The 23,114-nt window shown below is 39.8% G+C and carries 21 protein-coding genes; 1 reads left to right on the plus strand and 20 read right to left on the minus strand.

From position 1 onward, the window contains the following. Positions 1-15: 15 nt before the first annotated feature. The 3 genes from ACSU6B_RS22875 to mce form a co-directional block, all read right to left on the minus strand. Positions 16-1,137 carry a tripeptidase T gene (locus ACSU6B_RS22875; RefSeq protein WP_410888569.1) on the minus strand — a complete coding sequence of 374 codons (1,122 nt, stop codon included), beginning with the start codon at positions 1,135-1,137 and terminating at the stop codon, positions 16-18. Between the two features lie 97 nt (positions 1,138-1,234). Next, entirely contained in the window at positions 1,235-2,785 is a 1,551-nt protein-coding gene (locus ACSU6B_RS22880; RefSeq protein ID WP_410888570.1) for an acyl-CoA carboxylase subunit beta, read from the minus strand. Then, entirely contained in the window at positions 2,786-3,199 is a 414-nt protein-coding gene (mce, locus tag ACSU6B_RS22885) for a methylmalonyl-CoA epimerase (RefSeq protein ID WP_410888571.1), read from the minus strand. Between the two features lie 161 nt (positions 3,200-3,360). On the opposite strand from mce, the gene prli42 reads away from it, so the two are divergent. Beyond that, entirely contained in the window at positions 3,361-3,459 is a 99-nt protein-coding gene (gene prli42 / locus ACSU6B_RS22890; protein WP_179195915.1) for a stressosome-associated protein Prli42, read from the plus strand. A gap of 44 nt (positions 3,460-3,503) precedes the next feature. On the opposite strand, the gene ACSU6B_RS22895 is transcribed toward prli42, so the two are convergent. The 17 genes from ACSU6B_RS22895 to yqiS all read right to left on the minus strand — a co-directional run bounded on the left by ACSU6B_RS22895 (position 3,504) and on the right by yqiS (position 23,074). After that, entirely contained in the window at positions 3,504-4,016 is a 513-nt protein-coding gene (locus ACSU6B_RS22895) for a L,D-transpeptidase (RefSeq protein ID WP_410888572.1), read from the minus strand. Positions 4,017-4,038: 22 nt separating this feature from the next. Continuing rightward, a complete protein-coding gene (locus ACSU6B_RS22900) occupies positions 4,039-5,034 on the minus strand; it encodes an aromatic acid exporter family protein (RefSeq protein ID WP_410888573.1) in 996 nt (331 codons plus the stop codon). A 112-nt stretch (positions 5,035-5,146) separates the two neighbouring features. Beyond that, complete coding sequence (locus ACSU6B_RS22905; protein WP_410888574.1) at positions 5,147-5,869, minus strand: amino acid ABC transporter ATP-binding protein; 723 nt, start codon at positions 5,867-5,869, stop codon at positions 5,147-5,149. After that, entirely contained in the window at positions 5,862-6,521 is a 660-nt protein-coding gene (locus tag ACSU6B_RS22910; protein ID WP_168245002.1) for an amino acid ABC transporter permease, read from the minus strand. Before ACSU6B_RS22910 ends, ACSU6B_RS22905 begins: the two co-directional genes overlap by 8 nt. A 62-nt stretch (positions 6,522-6,583) precedes the next feature. Further along, complete coding sequence (locus ACSU6B_RS22915) at positions 6,584-7,360, minus strand: ABC transporter substrate-binding protein (protein ID WP_410888575.1); 777 nt, start codon at positions 7,358-7,360, stop codon at positions 6,584-6,586. Between the two features lie 214 nt (positions 7,361-7,574). Further along, positions 7,575-8,747 carry a M20 family metallopeptidase gene (locus ACSU6B_RS22920; protein WP_410888576.1) on the minus strand — a complete coding sequence of 391 codons (1,173 nt, stop codon included), beginning with the start codon at positions 8,745-8,747 and terminating at the stop codon, positions 7,575-7,577. Between the two features lie 132 nt (positions 8,748-8,879). After that, positions 8,880-9,317 carry a BrxA/BrxB family bacilliredoxin gene (locus ACSU6B_RS22925; RefSeq protein WP_410888577.1) on the minus strand — a complete coding sequence of 146 codons (438 nt, stop codon included), beginning with the start codon at positions 9,315-9,317 and terminating at the stop codon, positions 8,880-8,882. Between the two features lie 84 nt (positions 9,318-9,401). After that, positions 9,402-10,526, minus strand: coding sequence for a methylmalonyl Co-A mutase-associated GTPase MeaB (meaB, locus tag ACSU6B_RS22930; protein WP_410888578.1), 1,125 nt, complete (start codon positions 10,524-10,526; stop codon positions 9,402-9,404). Next, on the minus strand, positions 10,526-12,724 hold the full coding sequence (gene scpA, locus ACSU6B_RS22935) for a methylmalonyl-CoA mutase (protein ID WP_410888579.1): 2,199 nt from the start codon (positions 12,722-12,724) through the stop codon (positions 10,526-10,528). The genes meaB and scpA overlap by 1 nt, the downstream gene beginning before the upstream one ends. Then, entirely contained in the window at positions 12,705-14,603 is a 1,899-nt protein-coding gene (locus ACSU6B_RS22940; protein WP_410888580.1) for a methylmalonyl-CoA mutase family protein, read from the minus strand. The genes scpA and ACSU6B_RS22940 overlap by 20 nt, the downstream gene beginning before the upstream one ends. A gap of 128 nt (positions 14,604-14,731) precedes the next feature. Beyond that, a complete protein-coding gene (locus tag ACSU6B_RS22945) occupies positions 14,732-16,030 on the minus strand; it encodes a dihydrolipoamide acetyltransferase family protein (RefSeq protein ID WP_410888581.1) in 1,299 nt (432 codons plus the stop codon). Positions 16,031-16,168: 138 nt separating this feature from the next. Beyond that, on the minus strand, positions 16,169-17,152 hold the full coding sequence (locus ACSU6B_RS22950; RefSeq protein ID WP_168245010.1) for an alpha-ketoacid dehydrogenase subunit beta: 984 nt from the start codon (positions 17,150-17,152) through the stop codon (positions 16,169-16,171). Between the two features lie 12 nt (positions 17,153-17,164). Beyond that, a complete protein-coding gene (locus ACSU6B_RS22955) occupies positions 17,165-18,160 on the minus strand; it encodes a thiamine pyrophosphate-dependent dehydrogenase E1 component subunit alpha (protein ID WP_410888582.1) in 996 nt (331 codons plus the stop codon). 189 nt (positions 18,161-18,349) lie between these two features. Next, the gene (gene lpdA / locus ACSU6B_RS22960) at positions 18,350-19,771 is read right to left on the minus strand and encodes a dihydrolipoyl dehydrogenase (protein ID WP_410888583.1); all 1,422 of its coding nucleotides are present in this window, start codon (positions 19,769-19,771) and stop codon (positions 18,350-18,352) included. A 21-nt stretch (positions 19,772-19,792) separates the two neighbouring features. Then, complete coding sequence (buk, locus tag ACSU6B_RS22965; RefSeq protein WP_410888584.1) at positions 19,793-20,896, minus strand: butyrate kinase; 1,104 nt, start codon at positions 20,894-20,896, stop codon at positions 19,793-19,795. Positions 20,897-21,034: 138 nt separating this feature from the next. Then, complete coding sequence (gene bcd / locus ACSU6B_RS22970) at positions 21,035-22,138, minus strand: Leu/Phe/Val dehydrogenase (RefSeq protein ID WP_215005185.1); 1,104 nt, start codon at positions 22,136-22,138, stop codon at positions 21,035-21,037. A 24-nt stretch (positions 22,139-22,162) separates the two neighbouring features. After that, complete coding sequence (gene yqiS, locus ACSU6B_RS22975) at positions 22,163-23,074, minus strand: phosphate butyryltransferase (protein ID WP_410888596.1); 912 nt, start codon at positions 23,072-23,074, stop codon at positions 22,163-22,165. Between the last annotated feature and the right edge of the window lie 40 nt (positions 23,075-23,114).

The following is a 23,114-nucleotide window of genomic DNA, read 5'->3' on the forward strand; positions in this document are numbered from 1 at the left end:
CTCCTTACAACTACATTATTGATTTGCCACTTCATCGATAATCGCAAGTGTCATTTCTGCAAGCTTATACAATTCTTCAACCGGCATGCGTTCGTTAGTTGTATGGATTTCTTCATAGCCGACTGCAAGATTGACCGTTGGAATATTAAACCCAGCAAAAACGTTGGCATCACTGCCTCCGCCGCTATGCTGCAGTTCACAACTGCGGCCAATTTTTGCCGCTGCCTTGCGTGCAACTTCTACAACATGATCGCCTTCGCCAAATTTGAAGCCTGGATACATGATTTCCACATCTACCTCTGCTCTGCCACCCATTTGTGCTGCAACTGTTTCAAATGCATCCTTCATTTTGCTTACCTGAGCCTGCATTTTTTCAGGGATAAGCGAACGTGCCTCTGCTAAAATATCAACACGGTCACAAACGATGTTAGTTGCCTGACCGCCTTCAAACCGGCCAATGTTTGCTGTAGTTTCGTGATCTATTCTTCCTAATGGCATCTTCGCAATCGATTTTGCGGCAATTGTAATCGCTGAAACTCCTTTTTCAGGTGCCACACCGGCATGAGCCGTTTTACCGTAAATAACTGTTTTTACCTTTGCTTGTGTCGGAGCAGCAACAATTATGTTACCAACTAAGCCATCACTATCCAGTGCGTAGCCAAATTTTGCTTTCATCAATGAAGAATCAAGTGCTTTTGCACCTACAAGACCTGATTCTTCTCCGACAGTGATGACAAATTGAATCAAACCATGAGGTAGATTTTGTTCTTTTAATTGACGAATGGTTTCAAGCATGACAGAAATACCTGTTTTATCATCTGCCCCTAAGATCGTGGTGCCATCTGTAACCACATAACCCTCTTTAATCGATGGTTTCACACCTTTAGCCGGTGTAACAGTATCCATATGACAGGTAAAATAAATCGGGTCAACACCCTCTTTAGTTGCCGCAAGCGTGCAAACTAGATTCCCTGCACCATGGCCTGTTACAGCGGCGGTATCATCTTCAAATACATCGAGTCCTAACTCAATAAATTTTTGTTTTAATACCTTTGCAATTTCAGCCTCGAATTTTGTTTCTGAGTCAATTTGCACAAGTTCTAAAAATTCATTCAACAGACGTTCCTGATTAACCATTATATTGACCCTCCATGTTATGTAATCACTATTTCAGTATACCTCTTTCTTATTCATATCATCAAATGAAAGAGGAGGAAGTCAATTTCAAATTATCCTATAGTGGAATATTCCCATGTTTTTTGTAAGGTCTTGACTCTTTTTTATTTCTAAGCATTTCTAGTCCCTGCACTATTTTCAATCTTGTTTCTCTTGGATCAATGACATCATCGACCATGCCTCTGCTCGCCGCCACATAAGGATTGGCAAACTTTTCACGGTATTCATCGATTTTTTGCTGCCTGGTCTGTTCAGGATCTTCGCTATTATTAATTTCCTTGGCAAAAATGATATTGGCTGCTCCTTGTGGACCCATAACAGCAATTTCCGCATTGGGCCAAGCAAATACCAAGTCAGCACCAATTGACTTACTATTTAACGCCACATAGGCACCGCCATAGGCTTTTCTTAAAATGACCGTCAATTTCGGAACTGTCGCCTCGGAATAGGCAAATAATATTTTAGCTCCATGGCGAATGATTCCCCCGTGCTCTTGTTTAACTCCCGGGAAGAAGCCTGTAACATCTTCAAACGTTATGATTGGAATATTAAAAGAATCACAGGTTCGGATAAACCGAGCTGCCTTATCAGAGGAATCAATATCCAAGCCGCCAGCCATCACCCTAGGCTGATTACAGACAAGCCCTACTGATTCACCTTTGATACGTGCAAAGCCAACGACAATATTTCTAGCAAAGTCCTTATGAATTTCCATGAAAGAGTCCTCGTCAACAACATGCTCAATGACTTTTCGGACATCGTATGGACGAACGGTATCGAAGGGAATAACATCCATTAAGTCAGGACGGTAGTCTTCTTCCTCCTGCACCTCAAATCTTGGAGGCTTCTCTTGATTATTTTGCGGCAGATAACTCAAAAGCCTGCGGACGTTCTGTAACACCTCTACTTCCGAATCGGAATGAAAATGGGCATTCCCGCTAATGGAGCTATGTACATTGGCACCGCCCAGTTCTTCAGCTGATATTTTCTCCCCTGTCACTGTTTCGATGACTTTAGGTCCCGTAATAAACATTTGACTCGTTTTTTCGACCATAAACACAAAATCAGTAATTGCCGGTGAATAGACGGCACCACCTGCACAAGGGCCCAAGATTACTGAGATTTGCGGAATCACACCGGAATAAATGGCATTTCGGTAAAAAATATGTCCGTATCCATCTAAGGAAACAACACCTTCTTGAATGCGAGCCCCGCCAGAATCATTTAAACCGATAAAGGGTGCCCCATTTTTCGCTGCTAAATCCATCACATTCGCAATTTTCTTTGCATGCATTTCCCCTAATGCACCGCCAAAGACCGTAAAATCCTGCGAAAAAAGATAAATGGGCCGACCATTAACTTTGCCGTAACCAGTCACTACCCCGTCCCCTGGGCCCTTTTGTTCGTCGAGACCAAAATCATTGGTACGGTGTTCAATAAAGGGATTTAATTCAAAAAACGTCCCTTTGTCTACCAACAGATCGATTCTTTCTCTCGCCGTCAATTTTCCTTTTTCATGCTGCTTCTCAATTCGCTCGTCACCGCCACCGAGTTCAACCTCGCGACGTTTATCATACAACTCATTTATTTTTTCATAGATGTCTATCATTTACCCCTTCATCCCCTTCTTCTCACAGAGTTCAAATAAAACCCCAGATGTGGATTTTGGATGCATAAAAGCAATGTTTGCTCCTCCAGCACCAGGTCTTGGCTGATCGTCTATCATTCGGATCCCTTTTTCCTTCATTTCGCTAATTCTTTCTTTAATCGATACAACACCAAGTGCAACATGGTGAATGCCCTCACCGCGTTTTTCGATAAATTTAGCAATGGTACTTTCTTCCGAAGTAGGCTCAAGCAGTTCGAGTTTTGTACCTCCTGCCTCTAAAAAGGCCACTCTTACTTGTTGAGTTTCAACCTCTTCAATTCCTAGCAATGGTAGATTCAATACATCGGTATAGAAAGGAAGCGTATGTTCAAGTGATCTAACGGCAATTCCAATATGGTCGACTTTTTTAATCATTATTACCCCTCTGTTCTAAAAATTAAATTTAATTCGACAATTATCTTATTCGTGAAAAAGTTCATAAATCCTTCCTAAATTACTTAGTTGTTCCGTTGTTCATTTTTGATTTTCCTTGTACAATAGATATAAAGCGCCAAAATGTTAAGGAGGTACCCATAATGAAAAGTAAGAAAACGAGAAAAATCATTGTTTATTTAATGTTATTCGCTATGCTTGCCTCAACTCTCCTAATCGGAATTGGTACATTTCTATCATAAATATACAAAAGGAAGGGACTGTTCAAATTGAACAGTCCCTTTCCCTATTGTATTGCCCCATTATCTTTGCCAAGTGCCTCAAATGATTTTTTGGAAGAGATAACTAATACCTTTGTTCCTAATGGAATTAAGGGAAAAAGCGAAGTAACAACCTCATTCTGTGTGCGGATACAGCCCTGAGAGACATATTTACCGATAGAAGCCGGCTGATTCGTCCCATGAATGCCATAGGTTCTGCCATCTGTTCCTTTTGCATCAAAGCCAATCCATCTGGCCCCTAGTGGATTCTTTGGATCCCCTCCAGAAATATTCCCTTTCCGAAAATAAGGCTCTTTTGCCTTTACCGTAATAGTGAAAAGACCTTCCGGAGTTAATTCTTGGGTTTTACCCGTCCCGACACTTACAACTGTTTGGACTTTGTTTTCATCAATAAACGCCATTTCATTGTTACTTTTGTTAACAATAACAAATGGATCGCCTGGCATAGGGTTTGGCCCCAACGGCCAAAATGGTGAAATGAAAAAAGTAATCAGGATTGGCGATAAGATTTTTATCAAAGCAGCCACCTGCCTTTTTTTCCTAGTTTGCTTCAATCTTTTTCTGTTCATTCACTTTTGAAGAAGTTTTTATTCCTTTAAACGAACTTTTTATAATCAGATAGTCATTCATTTCATTTACAAGTTGAAGTAAGGCTGCTCTGGTTTCAAATTCTTCTCTTGTCTTCGGGAGCTCCATTTCCTCAAATTCCTTTTTCATTTCTCTTAATTTTTCAATATAAATATGAGCTGTATTTCCAGGATGAACATTCTCAGAAAGTTCTTCCAGAAACTCAGCTACCATATGCCCTTGCTTTACTGTACGTGTAATGGAGGTGACTATCGGTAAGATACGTTCGATAATTTCAAATTGCTTCCCTCGCATTTTAAAATAATGAAAATATAAATTGTCATCTCGTAAAAAATGGTTTTCAACATCCTGAAGAGCTAGCGTTATAGCTTCATCTAGTAAACGAGCACTAACCGTAATCTCTTTTCCATCCCAATTACTATCTCCCGTCCGTAAATAACATACCATTTCACCGAAAATGATTTTAAAATTCTCCTCAATTTCGTTTTGATAGTCCTTTAATTTTTTATCAACGCTCGGCATATAAAGATTAATCAGTAGTGCCACGCCAATTCCAATCGTGATCACACCAAGTTCATTAAAAAAAATTGCCAGGGAGATTTTCTCTGCCATATAAATATGTAAAATAATGACACTGCTGGTCACAATACCATCAGGTGCCTTCAGCATCACAATCGTCGGTATAAAGAAAAATAACATGATCCCAATAACAATTGGGTGATAGGAGATTCCCTCAAAAAATATAGCCGAAAATGGCATCGCTAATACACAAGCTAAAAATCGATCTCCTGCTGTTCGGAGCGATCTCCGCTTCGTCACCTGAATACATAAAATGGTTAATATGCCAGCGGAAGCAAAATTATCCAGTCCAAGCTGCTGCGCAATTAAAATCGAAATAGCAGTACCAACAGCTGTTTTAATTGTTCGGTAGCCAATGCGAAATTTCATAGTAATCTCCCCAAAATAGAAAAAGTAAAAAAGATGATCGATTAGACCATCTTTAGCATATCCCTATTAAAGTATTTTTTGCAAGAAATCCTGATAGTAAAGATTGATTCTACTACAATACTTTCTCTAAAAAGTCCTTTGCTCTGCTTGTACGAGGTTTATTAAAAAATTCATCAGGAGAGCCTTCTTCTAGTAATACCCCTTCATCAAGGAAGATAATACGGTCAGAAACCTCACGAGCAAATCCCATTTCATGTGTAACAATAGCCATAGTCATACCGGATTGAGCAAGATCCTTCATAACATTAAGTACTTCCTTGACCATTTCTGGATCTAGCGCTGATGTTGGCTCATCAAATAACATTAACTTCGGTTCCATGGCAAGTGCACGAGCTATGGCAACACGCTGCTTCTGTCCACCTGATAAATTATTCGGATAGGCTTTTTCTTTTTCGGTAAGCCCCACACGAGCTAACAATTCGCGTGCTTTTTTTTCAGCAAGTTCTCGCGATTCGCCTTTTACTTTCATCGGAGCATAGGTTAAGTTTTCCAAAACCGACAGATGTGGAAATAAATAAAAGTGTTGAAAAACCATACCGATTTGTTCACGAACTTTCATTATATTCGTTTTGCTATCAGTAATCTCTTGATTATTAATCCAAACTTTCCCTTGCGTTGGTGTCTCTAATAAATTTAAACAGCGTAAAAAGGTGGATTTACCAGATCCAGATGGTCCAATAATCGAAACTACTTCCCCACTATCAATATTGGTTGAGATATTTTTTAATACTTCGTTATTGCCAAATTGTTTATAGAGGTTTTCTACTTTAATCACTGTACTTCAGCCTCCGTTCAAACCGTTTCCCTGCCAAAGTCAGCACCATTACTAAGATCCAATAGATTAATCCAACAAAGATTAATGGTTCAAAATTACGATAAGTATCCGCTCCGACAACTTGCGCACGACGCATCAAATCTAGATAACCAATCGTAGAAACGATTGCTGATTCTTTTGTTAAGGTAATAAATTCATTCATCAATGCAGGTAAGATATTTTTTAGTGCTTGAGGTAAGATTAGGTCCTTCATCATGAGACGATAAGGAACACCTAGTGCTTGAGCTGCTTCGGTTTGACCTTTATCAACCGCTTGAATTCCGGCTCTGATGATCTCCGAAACATAGGCGGAAGAATTTAAGCCAAAAGCTAAGATTGATGATAAAAATGGTGAGATGTCATAACCCGTTAATTGCGGGATCGCAAAATAGATTAGCATTAATTGTAAAATTAATGGTGTACCACGAAAAATAGATGTATATGCATCTCCAAACCAATTTAATGCTTTGATTCGTGAAATTTTACACAAAGCTAAAATTGTGCCGAGGATAAAACCTAAAATAATCGAAATAATAACAAATTTTAATGTAACCCATATTCCCTCTAAAATAAAAGGAATATAAGGCACAATTTGGCTAAAGTCCAAATTCATGCCTTACACCTCACTTTATAATTTTCTTTGCGCCATTAGTCTAGTAGCCATTCATTTTATGCTTATTGCTGGTCTTTTAACCACTTGTCCTTTAATTCTTGGAGTTTTCCGTTCTCCTCCATGTCTTTAAGGACCTTATTTACATCATCAGTTAAGTCACTGCCTTTTGGAAATGCAACTGCCATTCCAGGAGAACTTGTTGTTGGATCATCAAATCCAGCTAAACCTTGTTCCTTTACATATCCTATTGCAACTGATTTATCCATATAAGCAACCTGGATACGATTTGATAATAGTTCTTGAATTAAAGTTGTTGCATTGTCTAGCGGCTTAATCGTAAAATCAACCTTTTTTTGAAGTGTTTTGGCACCCTCTTCTTGAATGGTTCCTAACTGTACTCCAACCGTTTTTCCTTTAAGATCATCGATAGTTTTAATTTTAGAATCTTTAAGTGTGATAAACATTTCACCTGAATGATTATAAGCCGTTGAAAAATCAACATTTTGTTTGCGTTTTTCTGTTGCTGACATACCAGCAAGTACCATATCCACACGTTTAGCCTGTATTGCACCGATTAAACCATCAAACTTCATGTCTTTAATCTCTAGTTTATAACCTAATTCTTTTGCAATAGCATTGGCTAAGTCAATATCAAATCCCTCGACCTTACCTGATGGATCTCTTGATTCAAATGGAGCAAAATCAGCTGATGTAGCCATTGTTAAAACTTTGTTATCTCCTGTTTTTTCTCCATTTGCTCCGTCCTTATTACCTTGGCCGCAAGCAGCCAACACTACTAATGTTAAAATCATGGTAAAAAATAAAAATGTTTTTTTCATGATGTCTCCTCCTATGATTAATAATATCTGCTTATTCTAATTTGAATTTGAATTTTTATTCAACAAAACGAATATTAACACATGAGATTTGTTTTGAAAAGATATTATCCTAATATAAAAATATTCCAAAAATTCTGTACTTTGATATATTGAACTAATATTAAAAGCAAATAAAAAGCACCTCCTTGAGAAGAGATGCCTTTTTGAGATTATGTTAATGATTGCCTACTACTGTTTGCCTAAATTCATTTTTCATTTTTTCCAATGCTTCCTTATTGGTTATTAAATCAAATCCTGTTAAGGCAAGGGCCAAGGCACCTCTAGAAAGAATTTGATGGGAATTGTCAGTGATGGTTAAGTCGGCAAATTCCCTTGTATGTGCAATTAGTCCAGGCGAATCAAGACCAATATAAGGATGTATCGCAGGAACAACATGACTTACATTTCCCATATCAATGGAACCATATGAATCCTTCGCTTTCTTAACTTGCTTTACACCTGCCGCTAAGAGATTGTCTGTGAATAATTGGGATAATGCTTGATTGGTAACCATATTATCATAGCTCAATTCGTAGTTTTCAATATGAACCTCTGCACCTGTCATTAGAGATGCACCTTTTGCTATATTAATTACCTTTTGAACAACCTCGTTTAAATAGGTACGATCCTTTGCTCGAACATAAAACTGAGCTACTGCTTTATCTGGGACAATATTGGCTGCTACTCCGCCTTCTTTAATAATCCCATGGATTCTAACATCAGAAGTCACATGTTGACGAAGTGCATTGATGCCATTAAATAATTGTATAACAGCATCCAGTGCATTAATTCCCTTCTCTGGAGAAGCTGCTGCATGACTTGTTCTGCCACGGAAGTCAAATTGAATCGCATCCATCGCTAATGAATCACCACTCTCATAAGATTCATCAGCCGGGTGTAAAATCATAGCTGCATCGATACCATCAAAAATACCTTGTTCAGCCATTGGAACTTTTGCACCGTTTGTTTCTTCAGCAGGTGTTCCTAATACAACTACACGTCCGCCAATTTCATCTACCACTTTACTTAAGAGAGCTCCAGCCCCGGCACTCATCGTTCCAATCAGATTATGACCGCACCCATGTCCAACCACAGGCAATGCATCATATTCCGATAAATAGGCAATCGTTGGTCCCTCCTTCTTAGAGTCGTATACCGCTTTAAAAGCAGTAGCTCGGCCAACAATTCCTTTTTCAACTACAAATTTATGTTCCTCAAGGAATTCTATTAACTGTTTGCTAGATTCAAATTCTTGATCCCCTAATTCAGGATGATGATACAAAGAATCACTTATCTCCCATAATCTATGCATAATAATTTCTAAATAATTTTTTAATAAATCCTTCATGCTAAAATCTCCCCTTTAATATGATTAAAATTGCAAAATAATTAATAAATATACATTAAAAATATCATTTTGACAAGAACAAAAGGCCAAATCAATTGATGATTTGGCCTTTCCTTCATTCGGAATCTTATATTAAACTTCTTCGCAATATTCATCAAATTCTTTTTGGAGTTTTGACACGACTGTTGCTGGATCAAAACCTTCGATTTGATGTCTTTCAACCATTGTAATAATCTTGCCGTCCTTTAAAAGGGCAAATGATGGGGAGGATGGCGGATAGCCAGTGAAATAACTTCTTGCTTTTTCGGTTGCTTCTTTATCCTGTCCAGCAAAAACAGTGACAAAGTGATCCGGGCGCTTATCATAATGTAAGGCATGTGCTGCTGCAGGACGTGCAACACCACCCGCACAACCACATACTGAATTAATCATTACTAAAGTGGTCCCTTTTTGTTCAAGTGCTTCCTCTACATCTGCAGGTGTTTTCAACTCTTTATATCCGGCAGACACGATTTCTTGACGTGCCTGGCTAACAACATCATTCATAAAAAAATTAAAATCCATGCTCATTAAATTCACTCCTTAGATTTATGACTATATCTACATATTAACAGTAAAAATGTCTGATTATCAAATATCAATACTTGTGGCAGCTTATTCTTTTTTTTGAAAAAAAGTCTTAAAAAGACTTTCCACTGCAGAAGCGACTGTCTTTCCACCGGTAATTACTTCATTCTCTAATTTTGGCAGCTGGTTCATGATCTCAGGATGGTGATAAAAATGATAGTGCAACTGATCCGTAATCATTGCATGGAGCCATTCTCTTGATTGGGCATTCCTTCTATCTTCCAAGACTCCAGTGAACTTTCCTCTCGATTCAAAAGCTTGAATAACTTCCCATATCTTATCAATTCCTTCTTGAGTCAAAGATGAACAGGTATGGGCTTTTGAAATCCAACCTTTTGTCGATGGCTGCAGAAAGTGAAGGATTCGATTATAATCTTTCCTTGTCAATTCTGCCTTTTGTTTATTATCCCCGTCTGCTTTATGGACAATTATCGCATCAGCAAGCTCCAGGATCCCTTTCTTCATGCCTTGCAGTTCATCACCTGCCCCAGTCAGCACCAGCAGCATAAAAAAGTCGACCATATCCCTGATGATAAATTCACTTTGTCCGACGCCGACCGTTTCTATTAATATCACATTAAATCCCGCTGCCTCACATAGCAGCATCGATTCTCTTGTTTTTCGATGAACACCACCGAGCTTTCCTGCCGATGGTGACGGACGGATAAACGCACGTGGATTCCTTGCTAACTGTTCCATACGCGTTTTATCTCCCAAAATACTACCACCCGAGATACTCGAAGTTGGATCAATTGCTAATACAGCCACCTTTAGACCCAAACTGCAGAGATACATTCCAAACTCTTCGATAAAAGTACTTTTCCCAGCACCAGGCACCCCAGTAATTCCAACCCTTATCGAGTTTCCGCTGTAAGGCAGCAATCTTTGCAGTAACTCTTGTGATTTTTGGAAATGATGCTCTGCATTACTTTCTACAAGAGTAATAGCACGAGCAAGCAAGCCTCTGTTTCCTTTTAGCACCCCGTCAAATAATTCTTCAACTTCTGGTTCTGAAGAGTTACGTTTTTTAAATCGAATATTTTTTTGCAAAGAAGTTGCTTGACCTTCAAGTTCCTCCCCTTTTCTTACCAAACTTGAGCAAAGTTCGGGCTTTCTTGGATCGCTCCATTCGGGTTTTTGATCTGCAGCCATTACTCTGCCACTTCCTCATAACCGAGTTGAAGGTAAATTGCCTTGATTACTTTTTGTGCTGCTATCGGAATCACTGTCCCAGGTCCAAAAATAGCCACTGCTCCGTTATCGTATAAAAATTGGTAATCCTGTGCTGGAATAACACCACCAATAACAACTAAGATATCTTCACGTCCTAGTTTTTTCAGTTCAGCCACTAATTGTGGCAATAGCGTCTTGTGCCCAGCAGCAAGCGAGCTCATACCAATGACATGGACATCGTTCTCAATTGCCTGCAAGGCCGTTTCTTCTGGTGTTTGGAATAATGGACCAATATCAACATCAAACCCCAAATCAGCAAATGCAGTGGCGATGACCTTTGCCCCGCGGTCATGTCCGTCCTGACCCATTTTTGCAATCAGAATTCTGGGTCTTCTACCTTCATTCTTCAGGAATTCGTCGGACATTTCTTTTACTATCAAAATTTCTTCTTCATTACTAAAAGCTTTACTATATACTCCGCTAATTGCATGGATGACCGCTTTATGTCGATTTGCTACTTTTTCGATGGCATCGGAAATCTCCCCAAGAGTTGCCCTCGCTCTTGCCGCCTGGACAGCAAGCTCCAAGAGGTTGTACTTACCTGTTTCCGCTGCTTTCGTTAAAGCGGTTATCGTTTCTTCCACTTTTTTGTCATCACGATTAGCTTTTAATACATTTAATTTTTCAATTTGTTTCAATCGAACTGCTGTATTATCGATATTTAAAATATCAATTGCTTCTTCCTTCTCAAGGCGATAACGGTTGACACCAATGATGACTTCTTTTCCAGAATCAATTTGCGCTTGCCTTCTAGCGGCTGCCTCTTCAATTCTCATTTTTGGAAGCCCAGTCTCAATGGCTTTAGCCATGCCACCTAGACCTTCAATCTCCTCAATATGTGTCCATGCTCTATTAACCAATTCATCTGTCAATTTTTCAACGTAATAGGAGCCTGCCCACGGATCAATAACATTTGTAATCCCCGTTTCTTCTTGCAAAAACAATTGCGTGTTACGAGCAATCCGAGCAGAAAAATCAGTTGGCAGTGCAATCGCTTCATCCAAGGCGTTTGTATGCAGGGATTGGGTATGCCCCATTGCCCCAGCATGTGCTTCGATTAATGTACGTGTAACATTATTAAAAGGATCTTGCTCTGTCAAACTCCAGCCAGATGTTTGCGAATGGGTGCGTAACGCTAATGATTTTTCATTTTTCGGATGAAAAGATTTCATCATTTTTGCCCAAATCAATCGAGCGGCACGCATTTTAGCTACTTCCATGAAATAATTCATCCCAATTGCCCAAAAAAAGGATAATCTTGGTGCAAATGAATCTATTTCAATTCCTGCCTTTAGACCCGTACGTACATATTCCAGACCATCCGCTAGTGTATAAGCTAGTTCTAAATCAGCTGGTGCACCAGCCTCCTGCATATGATAGCCCGAAATACTAATACTATTAAACTTTGGCATGTATTTTGACGTATATTCAAAAATATCAGCTATTATTTTCATTGACATTTCCGGAGGGTAAATATAAGTATTACGAACCATATATTCCTTTAAAATGTCATTTTGGATGGTTCCAGCCAGCTTCTCCTGACTTACACCTTGTTCTTCAGCCGTCACGATGAAAAAAGCAAGAATGGGTAGAACCGCCCCGTTCATGGTCATTGAAACGGACATTTGGTCTAAAGGTATCCCCTCAAATAACGTCTTCATATCAAGGATAGAATCAATGGCCACCCCTGCTTTACCGACATCTCCGACAACACGTGGATGATCAGAGTCATAGCCGCGGTGAGTGGCTAAATCAAAGGCAACCGATAATCCCTTTTGCCCCATCGCTAAATTTCTGCGATAAAAGGCATTGCTTTCCTCTGCAGTTGAAAAGCCTGCATATTGTCTCACTGTCCACGGCCGATTAACATACATCGTTGGATAAGGCCCTCTTGTATAAGGAGGGAGTCCCGGCAGATTGTCTATATGCTCAAGGTCTTCACGATCTTCTTTTGTATAGAGCGGTTTTAAACTGATTTGTTCATTTGTCTCGAACAGTAAATCATCAATCGAGGTATTTATCTCTTGGTGTACTTTTTGCTGCCACTCTTCTTTGGTCATAAAACTTTGATCGTCAAATAAAGAAATATTTTGAAAATCAGGCTTTTGTTTCTTCAACCTTGCTCACCTCCAGGTCGTTAAGGATTGACGTTAGCGTTTCGTAGCAATTGCTTTTCATATGGATAAACTGCTTAATACCAGCATCCTTCCATTGGTCCAGTTCCTCTTTTTCTGGAAGGCCTGCTAAGTAAAAAATCAACTCAGGGAATTCAGTTTTTAGAGCAGGCAGGATTTCATAACCGATTATTTCATATTGTTCATTCGTACCGCATAAGCAATAATACTTGGCAGGCGTTTCTAAAATAAATTGTCTAGCTTCCTCTAAAGATAATATCGGCTTACTTTCGGCTGCTCTCAAACCGCCTGCTGCAAGAAAGCCCTTCATAAAATCAAGTCTTGCTTTATGCTGCTTTAATCCACCAAGACAAATCATCCCTACAGTCGGCTTTGAGCCTAATTTTTCTTCGAGATCCTTTGCCTTTTTTCGCAATTCTTCAAATGGTTCTGCCAATCTCAGATCCGGAATGGCCTCCATTTTTATTAACGATTTTTCCATAGTAGTAAAATATGAATTTCTCGTTTGAGTTTTTTTATGCGTAACAATTTCATCCAGATTAGCGTAGACATTTGTTCCAACAATGCTTTTCTTTCTTGTTTGAACATCTTGATTCTTTTTTTCATAGACAACAGCAATCTCCTGCTGCAGCCAATTTGATTTTAAAGTTTCTAGAATGCCACCATTTGCTTCAATTTGTTGAAAAAATCCCCAAGCTTTTTCAGCTAAGTCATTGGTTAGTTCTTCTATATACCAAGAACCTCCAGCAGGATCTATCACTTTTGTTAGATGTGCCTCTTCCTTCAAAAGAAGTTGAGTATTTCTAGCAATTCTTTCCGAAAACGAAGTCGAACCTGTGAGATCATCGAAGGGTCGCACATGCAAGTATTGAACGCCCCCAACCACGGCCGCAAATGCTTCATTTCCAGCACGCAGAAGGTTAACATACGGGTCATTTACTGTTTTTGTGAAAGAAGAAGTTTCAGCAGCTATATGCATCCTGCCCATATCATCAGAAGATCCGTAAACATTACTTATTCGATTCCACAGTACACGAGCGGCGCGAAGTTTTGCGATTTCCATAAAAAAATTGCTGCCAATCGAAAATTGGAAGATCATTTTTGTAAAGATTTCATCCAGTTCCATGCCTGCATTCTGAAAGTTTTCAAGATAAAATATCCCTTCAGCCATTGCGATCCCTAGTTCTTGAACAGCGCTCGCCCCACCATTATGATATGGAGCAGTATCTATTAGAATTGTACGCACATTAGGTAATTTCTCATTTGAGTGGACAATGTTTTTTACCCAATCATTGAAAAATCCCTCAGAAATACACCCCTCTTCAGCGAAAATGGCGACGGGATCAGCCCCAATATATCCTCGGAGATTGTCGATAGCCCCTTCTTGAACCGCCATTCTTTCTAATTCCGAAAGAAAAGTAATTTGTAAACTTTTTGCGTTAATTGAGAATGGATATTGACAATAGAATTCTCCTAATAATTTTGCTAGGTTTGTTTCGACATCTAGTAAAGCTTTTGAGACTTTAAATGAAATAGCCGTTTGGCCTTTATTAAATGATTGTCTGAGTTTCTGCTCCAACTCTTCTGCGGTTTGATAGGATAGTTGTTGGGCGACCACCCAGTCATTCGTCAAGTAACCTAACGGATAGGTCCCTCTTCTAAAATCTGAACCTCCTGGAAAATCAGGTACTGGTCGCTCATCTTGATGGGTATAAAGCGGTTTCAAAATAATGTTTTCATATGTAGTAGTTTGTAAGGATTCAACCGTTTTTCCTTTTAAAGATTGCTCTGCTTTAGTTTTCCATTCATGTGTGGATCCTGAAGGAAAAGACTGATTCTTTATTTTTTCCAAACTTTTCATCCCCCCCCATTATACATAATTGAAATAAAATTCAATTAATTCTACTAAGTACTATTTTATGGTACAAACACAATTCAAGCAATTAAAAACAAGATAACCGCTGCCAAGCATGGTAGCGGTTGTTTTGTTTAATAAATCGAAGTTGTTGATTTTGATGTATTTTCAAGTATTTCTTTTACGCGTTGTAGGAATCGGCCGCAAACAAGTCCGTCCAACACTCTATGATCAAGTGACATACATAAATTCACCATGTCACGGACAGCAATCATTCCATTATTCATGACAACTGGACGCTTGACGATGGACTCCACTTGCAAAATGGCTGCTTGCGGATAATTGATGATACCCATTGATTGAACAGAGCCGAATGAACCTGTGTTGTTTACTGTGAAGGTTCCGCCTTGCATATCTTCTGATCTTAGCTTGCCTGTTCTCACTTTGACTGCAAGTTCAGAGATTTCACGTGCAATCCCCTTAACTGTTTTTTCATCTGCCTGTTTAATGACAGGAACATAGAGAGCATCATCCGTTGCCACTGCTATCGAAATATTGATTTCTTTCTTTTGGATGATTTTATCTCCCGCCCACATCGAATTGATTTGCGGGAATTCTTTCAGTGCTTGCGCAACGGCTTTGACAAAGAAAGCGAAGAAAGTTAAATTGAAGCCTTCTTTTTTCTTAAATTCATCTTTGAGGGAGTTGCGGTACTCCACCAAATTAGTTGCATCCACTTCAATCATTGTCCAGGCATGCGGTGCTTCGTGTTTACTGCGCAGCATATTAGCGGCAATCGCTTTGCGGATGCCTGTCACAGGGATTTCAATATCACCAACTGCAACCGGAATATTGACAGATTGTGCAGATACTGTAGGCGTAGAAACTGACTGAGATGCTGCTTGTGTTGGTGCTTCCACAACTGCTGTCTCTTGGTTAGCTTCAACATTTTGTTCTGCAACTGGAATTTTTCCTGATTCAATTAATTTTAATAGATCTTTTCTAGTAATTCGCCCGCCAGCACCGGTGCCTGACACCTTTGTTAAATCGATCCCATGCTCTTGAGAAATTTTTAGAACTGCAGGTGAATAACGGGCCTTGTTTCCTTGGTCCACTGGTTCTACACTTACTGCAGCGCTTTGTACAGCGGCACCGCTTGTTACTAAAGCAGCAGTTTCCTGGGGAGTTCCACCTTCCATTTCAATTGTGCAAATCATTTCACCAACTGCTAATGTTTCACCTTCTTCAGCGATTAACTCCTTAACCACACCTGTAAAGGAGGATGGAACTTCTGCATTTACCTTATCTGTCATAACCTCTGCTAGGGGGTCGTATTTATTTACTTTATCGCCAACGGATACGAGCCATTTACTAATCGTACCTTCGGTTACACTTTCCCCTAACTGAGGCATTTTGATTTGTTCAATTACCACTTTTTACAACCTCCTATTGTCCAGCTCCGGCGCCTAGCCCCTCGAGTCGCTTCGGTCCTGCCAATGAAATCAAAAACGACTTCACCGTCAAGACCTCCATCGCTTATCGGGGCTGAACAAGTCGCCTCCGCTTTTCGTTTAATACTCAGCAAGCTCGCGCATGGCTTTTTCGACTTTATCCGGATTTACCATAAAGAATTTTTCCATTGTTGGAGAATACGGCATTGCCGGTACATCCGGTCCAGCTAAGCGCATAATTGGTGCATCTAATTCAAATAAGCAATTTTCAGCTATGATCGCAGAGACTTCGCTAATGATGCTGCCTTCTTTGTTATCCTCTGTAACAAGAAGGACCTTACCCGTTTTCGATGCAGCTTCAATGATTGCTTCTTTATCAAGTGGATACACGGTCCTCAAATCAAGAATATGTGTTGAGATTCCATCCTTCGCTAATTTTTCAGCGGCTTGAAGGGCAAAATGAACACATAGACCATAAGTAATAACCGTAATATCTTCTCCCTGGCGCTTTACATCCGCTTTTCCGATTGGAAGAGTGTAATCATCAGTCGGGACCTCACCTTTAATTAATCGATAGGCCCGTTTATGTTCGAAGAATAATACCGGATCATTGTCACGGACGGCAGCTTTTAATAGTCCCTTCGCATCGTAAGGTGTGGAGGGCATCACAATTTTCAATCCAGGCTGATTAGCAAAAACAGCTTCAACTGACTGGGAATGATAAAGTGCACCATGAACACCCCCGCCGTATGGCGCACGAATAACCATCGGACAGTTCCAGTCGTTATTGGAGCGATAGCGGATTTTTGCTGCTTCCGAGATAATTTGATTAACTGCCGGCATAATAAAGTCGGCAAATTGCATTTCGGCAATCGGCCGCATGCCGTACATCGCTGCACCGATTCCAACCCCAGCAATTGCTGATTCGGCAAGTGGTGTATCAATGACACGCTCTTCCCCAAATTGCTCATACAATCCTTGCGTCGCCTTAAACACACCGCCTTTTACGCCAACATCTTCACCAAGGACAAATACCCTTGGATCTCGTTCCATTTCTTCTCGCATTGCCATTGTGATTGAATCTATATATGAAATTATCGCCATGTTACATCCCCCTTACAAGTCCGCATAAACATATTTCAGTGCTTCTTCAGGTGCAGAATAAGGAGCATTTTCTGCATAGTCAGTCGCTTCATTCACTTGCTTCATCACACGGTCATTTATTTCCTTTTCCATCTCATCATCCATGACACCAGTTTCCTTTAAATAGGCCCCAAAAGTTATAATTGGGTCTTGTGTTTTGGCTTTTGCAACCTCATCTGGAGCACGGTAGGAACGGTCGTCATCATCAGAAGAGTGTGGAGTTAGACGATACGATATGGTTTCAATCAATGAAGGGCCTTCCCCACGACGGCCACGCTCCGCTGCTTCCTTTACGACTTTATAAACTTCTAATGGGTCGTTCCCATTAACAGTAAAGCCAGGCATACCATATCCAATTGCACGATCTGAAACCTTTTCACATGCTAATTGTTTTTCGATTGGGACAGAGATCGCGTACTTGTTATTTTCACACATAAAGATAACTGGAAGTTTATGTACACCTGCAAAGTTTGCCCCCTCATGGAAATCCCCTTGGTTAGAGGAACCCTCTCCAAATGTTACAAACGTTACCAAGTCTTTCCTTTCCATCTTCCCGGCAAGGGCAATTCCAACTGCATGTGGAACTTGAGTTGTAACTGGCGAAGAACCTGTGACAATCCGATTTTTCTTTTGGCCAAAATGGCCAGGCATTTGCCGACTACCAGAGTTAGGGTCTTCTGCTTTTGCAAAACCGGATAGCATCAGTTCCCTTGGGGTCATACCAAAAGCCAATACTACCCCCATATCACGATAATACGGAAGAACATAATCTTTTTCACGATCTAGTGCAAATGCTGCTCCCACCTGTGCTGCTTCTTGACCTTGACAAGAAATAACAAATGGTATTTTACCAGCACGGTTCAATAACCACATCCGTTCATCAATTCGGCGGGCTAAAAGCATAGTTTCATACATTTCCAATACTTTTCCGTCGCTTAAACCTAAAGCATCATGACGCTTTTCTGTCATTTATTTCATACCTCCCTATTGTTCGTTATTCGAAAAGCGGAAGTGCCTTGTTCAGGGGCGACAAGCATAAGACTAGCGCTGACAGAAGGCGTGCTTTTTGCCTTCCGAAGCGATTGGCTTATGTCTCGAGCCCCTAGGCACTGTAGCTAGACACTAACACTTTTTCAAAGATTTAAACTTTTGCTTTTATTAAGAATGGATTGCTTTCCCATCAACTGCGAGTGCAGCCTCACCAATTGCCTCTGACAAAGTTGGGTGTGGATGAATTGTATGTGCAATTTCCCAAGGTGTCGCATCTAATACCATCGCAAGTCCTGCCTCGGTAATCATATCCGTTACATGTGGACCAATCATATGCACCCCAAGAATATCATTGGACTCCTCATCAGCAACAATTTTTACAAAGCCATCAGATTCTCCAAAAACAAGTGCCTTCCCAATAGCACGGAAAGAAAACTTTCCAATTTTCACTTTATGACCTTTTTCTATTGCTTGATCTTCTGTTATCCCGACGCTTGAAACTTCCGGATTACTATAAATACATCTAGAGACCAAATTATAGTCAAATCGAGAAGGATCTTTCCCAGCGATATGTTCAACAGCTACAATCCCTTCATGTGAAGCAACATGGGCCAGTTGTAATCCACCAATCACATCACCAATCGCATAAATATGTGATTCTTTTGTTTGAAAAAATTCATTTGTTAAAATAAAACCCTTCTCCACTTGTATTTCTGTATTATCAAGCCCAATTCCTTCTGTATTTGCTTGACGTCCAACCGAAACTAGAATTTTTTCTGCTTTAAACTCTTTCAATGCACCTTTAACTTCTGCAGAAATCGCCACGCCATTATCCTTAACCAACGTTTCTGGGAGCACTTTTGCACTTGTGACAAGTTTAATTCCCTTTTTCTTCATTAAGCGCTGCATTTCTTTTGATATTTCCTTGTCTTCTGTCGGAATAATGCAGTCAGCATACTCAATAACCGTTACTGACACACCAAAATCCGATAACATAGACGCCCATTCAATTCCAATTACACCCCCACCAACAATTATGATGGAACTTGGAAGTGTTTCTAACTGCAATGCTTCATCAGAGGACATTATATATTCTCCATCAATTTCAAGCCCTGGAAGTGTCCTCGGTCTAGAACCTGTTGCGACAATTACATTTTTCGGAAGCAGCATTTCGTTTTCTTTCCCGTTATTCATTTCAACAGAAATGGTTCCCGGCATCGGTGAAAAGATGGATGGCCCTAAGATTCTGCCTAATCCTTCATAGACATCGATTTTGCCTTGCTTCATTAAATGCTGAACTCCATTGTGAAGTTGATCAATTATTTTATTTTTCCGATCCTGTACTAAACTAAAATCAACCGTTACATCACTCGTGATAACTCCAAAATCTTTACTATGTTTGGTTGTTGCATAAACTTCCGCACTTCTAAGGAGCGCTTTACTTGGAATACATCCTTTATGTAAACATGTCCCGCCAAGTTTTCCTTTTTCTACAATAGCTGTTTTCAATCCAAGCTGAGAGGCCCTAATGGCAGCTACATAGCCACCAGTTCCCCCGCCAAGAACGACCAAATCATATTCTTGTGCCATTTTCTTTCCTCCCCAAGTACCTTAAATTTTAGCTGTTTTAAATTTACCCGGATAAACTTTTTCCTCTTCTTCACCGCGTAAGACTCGTAGTGCTCCTTCAGCTAGAGCTTGAAGTTCGTTTTCCCCAGGCTGAACAATAACATCAGCAATCCAATTAATTCGGTCGGTGATAGATTTCACAAATCCTTTTCCGTAAGCAAGGCCGCCAGTCAATATAATTGCATCTACTTTTCCTGATAATACAGCACTCGCAGCCCCAATTTCCTTTGCTACTTGATAGGCCATTGCATCATATACAAGCTTTGCCTCATCATCACCAGCTGCTATTCTTTGTTCTACCTTTACCGCATCATTAGTTCCTAGGTAGCCAACAAGGCCACCTTGGCCTACAAGCATCTTCATTATTTCATCACGGTAATATTCCCCCGAATAACAAAGTGCTACTAAATCCCCAACTGGAACGGTTCCAGCACGTTCGGGGCTAAATGGCCCATCTCCATGAAGACCATTATTAACATCAATTACCTTACCATGTTTATGGATACCAACGGTAATCCCACCACCCATATGGGTAACAATTAAATTCAAGTCATTGTATTTTTCCCCTAATTCCTTTGCTACCCTTCTTGCGACTGCTTTTTGATTCAAGGCATGAAAGATACTTTTCCGTTCAATTAAGGAAAATCCAGAAATTCTCGCTAGTGGTTCAAGCTCATCAACAACAACAGGATCAACGATGAAGGAGGGAATATTTCGTCCAGAAGCAATTTCGTATGCAATGATTCCGCCAAGATTTGATGCATGCTGTCCGGCATAACCAGACCGAAGATCAGCTAACATCACATCATTAACGGCATAAGTTCCACCTTCAATTGGTCTAAGCAAACCTCCACGGCCACATACAGCAGACAGTTTGGAAATATTTATACCTTCATTATCCAGTATTTCCAAAATTGTTGTTTTTCTAAATTCGTATTGATCAATTATATTTGCAAAAGAGTTTATATCCTCTGAATCATGACGAATTGTTTTTTCTAAAATGGAAATATCATTATCGAAAACCCCAATTTTCGTGGATGTCGAGCCAGGGTTGATGACGAGAATCCGATATTCATTATCTTGCAACGTATTTGACCTCCATTTTGGATTTCTTATGGTTGAAGTCGTATGGTAATTTAATATAACTATAAGTGCCCTATGAAAGGCAAAGACGCTGAATTCCCATTCAGCGCTCTGCGAATATATTTTTTAAAAAAGTAGTGCCTATCTAGATATTCTATGACTTAAGATATGGTGGCCATTTTGCAGGAATTGGCTTCTTGAATTACGAATCCTTGCAATTCTTTCTTCTGCCATCCGGTCCGCTGCTACATATGTTGGAATACCATCACGTTTTGAAATTTCAATTACTTTTTCAATCGTTGCATAAAGCTGTTCAACCTTTTTCATTGCCCGTTCTTGGTTGTAGCCATAGAGTTCATCAGCAACATTGATTACCCCGCCAGCATTAATAACATAATCGGGAGCATAAACAATTCCCATTTCGTGGATGATATCACCGTGACGGGTATCTTTTAATTGATTGTTAGCTGAACCAGCAATAACTTTTGCTTTTAGCTGTGGAATCGTTTCATCATTAATTGTTGCCCCTAAAGCACACGGAGCATAGATATCACATTCTACACCATAAATTTCATCAGGGTCGACCGCTAGTGCACCAAATGCTTCAACAGCACGGTTAACCGCCTCTTTATTAATGTCCGTTACAATAAGTTGAGCCCCTTCTTCATGCAAATATTCACAAAGTGTATAGGCTACATTTCCAACACCCTGAACAGCAACTACTTTTCCTTCAAGTGAATCTGTTCCAAACGCCTCTTTTGCCGCTGCTTTCATACCGCGGTAAACACCGAAAGCAGTTACTGGGGAAGGATTACCTGATGAGCCAAATGCCGGTGAAATTCCAGTTACAAAATCTGTCTCTTCATGAATTAAATCCATATCAGCGACTGTTGTACCAACATCTTCTGCTGTAATATATCTGCCGTTTAGTCCTTGGATGTAACGGCCAAATGCACGAAACATGGCTTCATTTTTATCTTTTCTTGGATCGCCGATGATAACCGTTTTACCTCCACCAAGATTTAATCCTGCGGCAGCATTCTTATAAGTCATTCCTTTTGCTAAGCGTAGGGCATCTTCAATTGCAGCTTCTTCAGATGCATAAGTCCACATACGTGTTCCACCCAATGCTGGCCCTAAAGTTGTATCATGAATAGCAATAATTGCTTTTAATCCTGATTGTTTATCCTGGCAGAATACTACTTGCTCATAATCGTATTGTTCTAAGTACTTGAAAATTTCCATGTAAAATTCCTCCTCGATTATTGACTATCTATTTGTTGTTGCACAGCATAATGCCAGTGCAAGAGAATAAAGCTTACTTTCAGCAGAATCAGCTCTGGACGTTAACACAATTGGTGCCTTTGCCCCGGCTATTACCGCACCGACTTTTGCATTTGCGAAATATATTAATGATTTATATAATACATTACCTACTTCGATAGTTGGTACTAATAAAATATCTGCATTTCCCGCCACTTCACTATGAATTCCTTTGTGTTCGGCAGCCAGTGTTGATACGGCATTATCTAAAGCTAACGGGCCATCTACTATACAATCAGATATTTGTCCTCGTTTATTCATCACAGTTAATAATGCTGCATCTAAGGTAGCCTGCATTGCCGGATTAACTACTTCCACGGCAGCAATAGGAGCCACTTTAGGTATTTCTATTCCAATCGACCTCGCAAGGGAAACAGCATTCTTAATAATTTGTGCTTTCTCTTCTAAATCGGGAGAAATATTCATTGCAGCATCTGTTACAATCGTAAAACGATTGAAACCTGGAACCTCAAATGCAGCTATATGTGATAAAACATTTCCAGTCCTAAGTCCGTATTCCTTATTCAAGACTGCTTTTAAGAAAATATTGGTTGGAATATTACCTTTCATTAAGACATTTGCTTCTTTGTTAAAAACGGCCTTTACAGCTAATTCTGCAGCAGCAGCATTAGAATTTGCATTGATAACTTTTAGATAATTATTTCTAATGTTTTTCTGTTTTTTTAATTCAATAATTGAATTTATTTTTTCTTCATCACCAAATAGAATAAAATTGGCAAGATTCCGGTCTAATGCAGCTATAACCGCTTCAATGACTTCTAGATCTTCTGCAGCAGCAACTGCAACAGTGTTTGAACTTACTTGGGCTGCTTTGTTAATTAGTGAATCCAGCAACAAGTTGTCATCAACCCTTTCTCCTCTTACTGCAACTCCCATA

Source organism: Neobacillus sp. C211, assembly GCF_051842875.1.
Taxonomy (GTDB): Bacteria; Bacillota; Bacilli; order Bacillales; family Cytobacillaceae; genus Neobacillus.

Coding starts and splice junctions, on each gene's coding strand:
- mce (WP_410888571.1), bottom strand. CDS start 3,199: ATGATTAAAAAAGTCGACCATATTGGAATTGCCGTTAGATCACTTGAA.
- lpdA (WP_410888583.1), bottom strand. CDS start 19,771: ATGGCACAAGAATATGATTTGGTCGTTCTTGGCGGGGGAACTGGTGGC.
- bcd (WP_215005185.1), bottom strand. CDS start 22,138: ATGGAAATTTTCAAGTACTTAGAACAATACGATTATGAGCAAGTAGTA.
- ACSU6B_RS22955 (WP_410888582.1), bottom strand. CDS start 18,160: ATGACAGAAAAGCGTCATGATGCTTTAGGTTTAAGCGACGGAAAAGTA.
- ACSU6B_RS22925 (WP_410888577.1), bottom strand. CDS start 9,317: ATGAGCATGGATTTTAATTTTTTTATGAATGATGTTGTTAGCCAGGCA.
- ACSU6B_RS22940 (WP_410888580.1), bottom strand. CDS start 14,603: ATGAAAAGTTTGGAAAAAATAAAGAATCAGTCTTTTCCTTCAGGATCC.
- ACSU6B_RS22915 (WP_410888575.1), bottom strand. CDS start 7,360: ATGAAAAAAACATTTTTATTTTTTACCATGATTTTAACATTAGTAGTG.
- ACSU6B_RS22920 (WP_410888576.1), bottom strand. CDS start 8,747: ATGAAGGATTTATTAAAAAATTATTTAGAAATTATTATGCATAGATTA.
- prli42 (WP_179195915.1), top strand. CDS start 3,361: ATGAAAAGTAAGAAAACGAGAAAAATCATTGTTTATTTAATGTTATTC.
- ACSU6B_RS22875 (WP_410888569.1), bottom strand. CDS start 1,137: ATGGTTAATCAGGAACGTCTGTTGAATGAATTTTTAGAACTTGTGCAA.
- ACSU6B_RS22910 (WP_168245002.1), bottom strand. CDS start 6,521: ATGAATTTGGACTTTAGCCAAATTGTGCCTTATATTCCTTTTATTTTA.
- ACSU6B_RS22900 (WP_410888573.1), bottom strand. CDS start 5,034: ATGAAATTTCGCATTGGCTACCGAACAATTAAAACAGCTGTTGGTACT.
- ACSU6B_RS22880 (WP_410888570.1), bottom strand. CDS start 2,785: ATGATAGACATCTATGAAAAAATAAATGAGTTGTATGATAAACGTCGC.
- meaB (WP_410888578.1), bottom strand. CDS start 10,526: ATGGCTGCAGATCAAAAACCCGAATGGAGCGATCCAAGAAAGCCCGAA.
- ACSU6B_RS22950 (WP_168245010.1), bottom strand. CDS start 17,152: ATGGCGATAATTTCATATATAGATTCAATCACAATGGCAATGCGAGAA.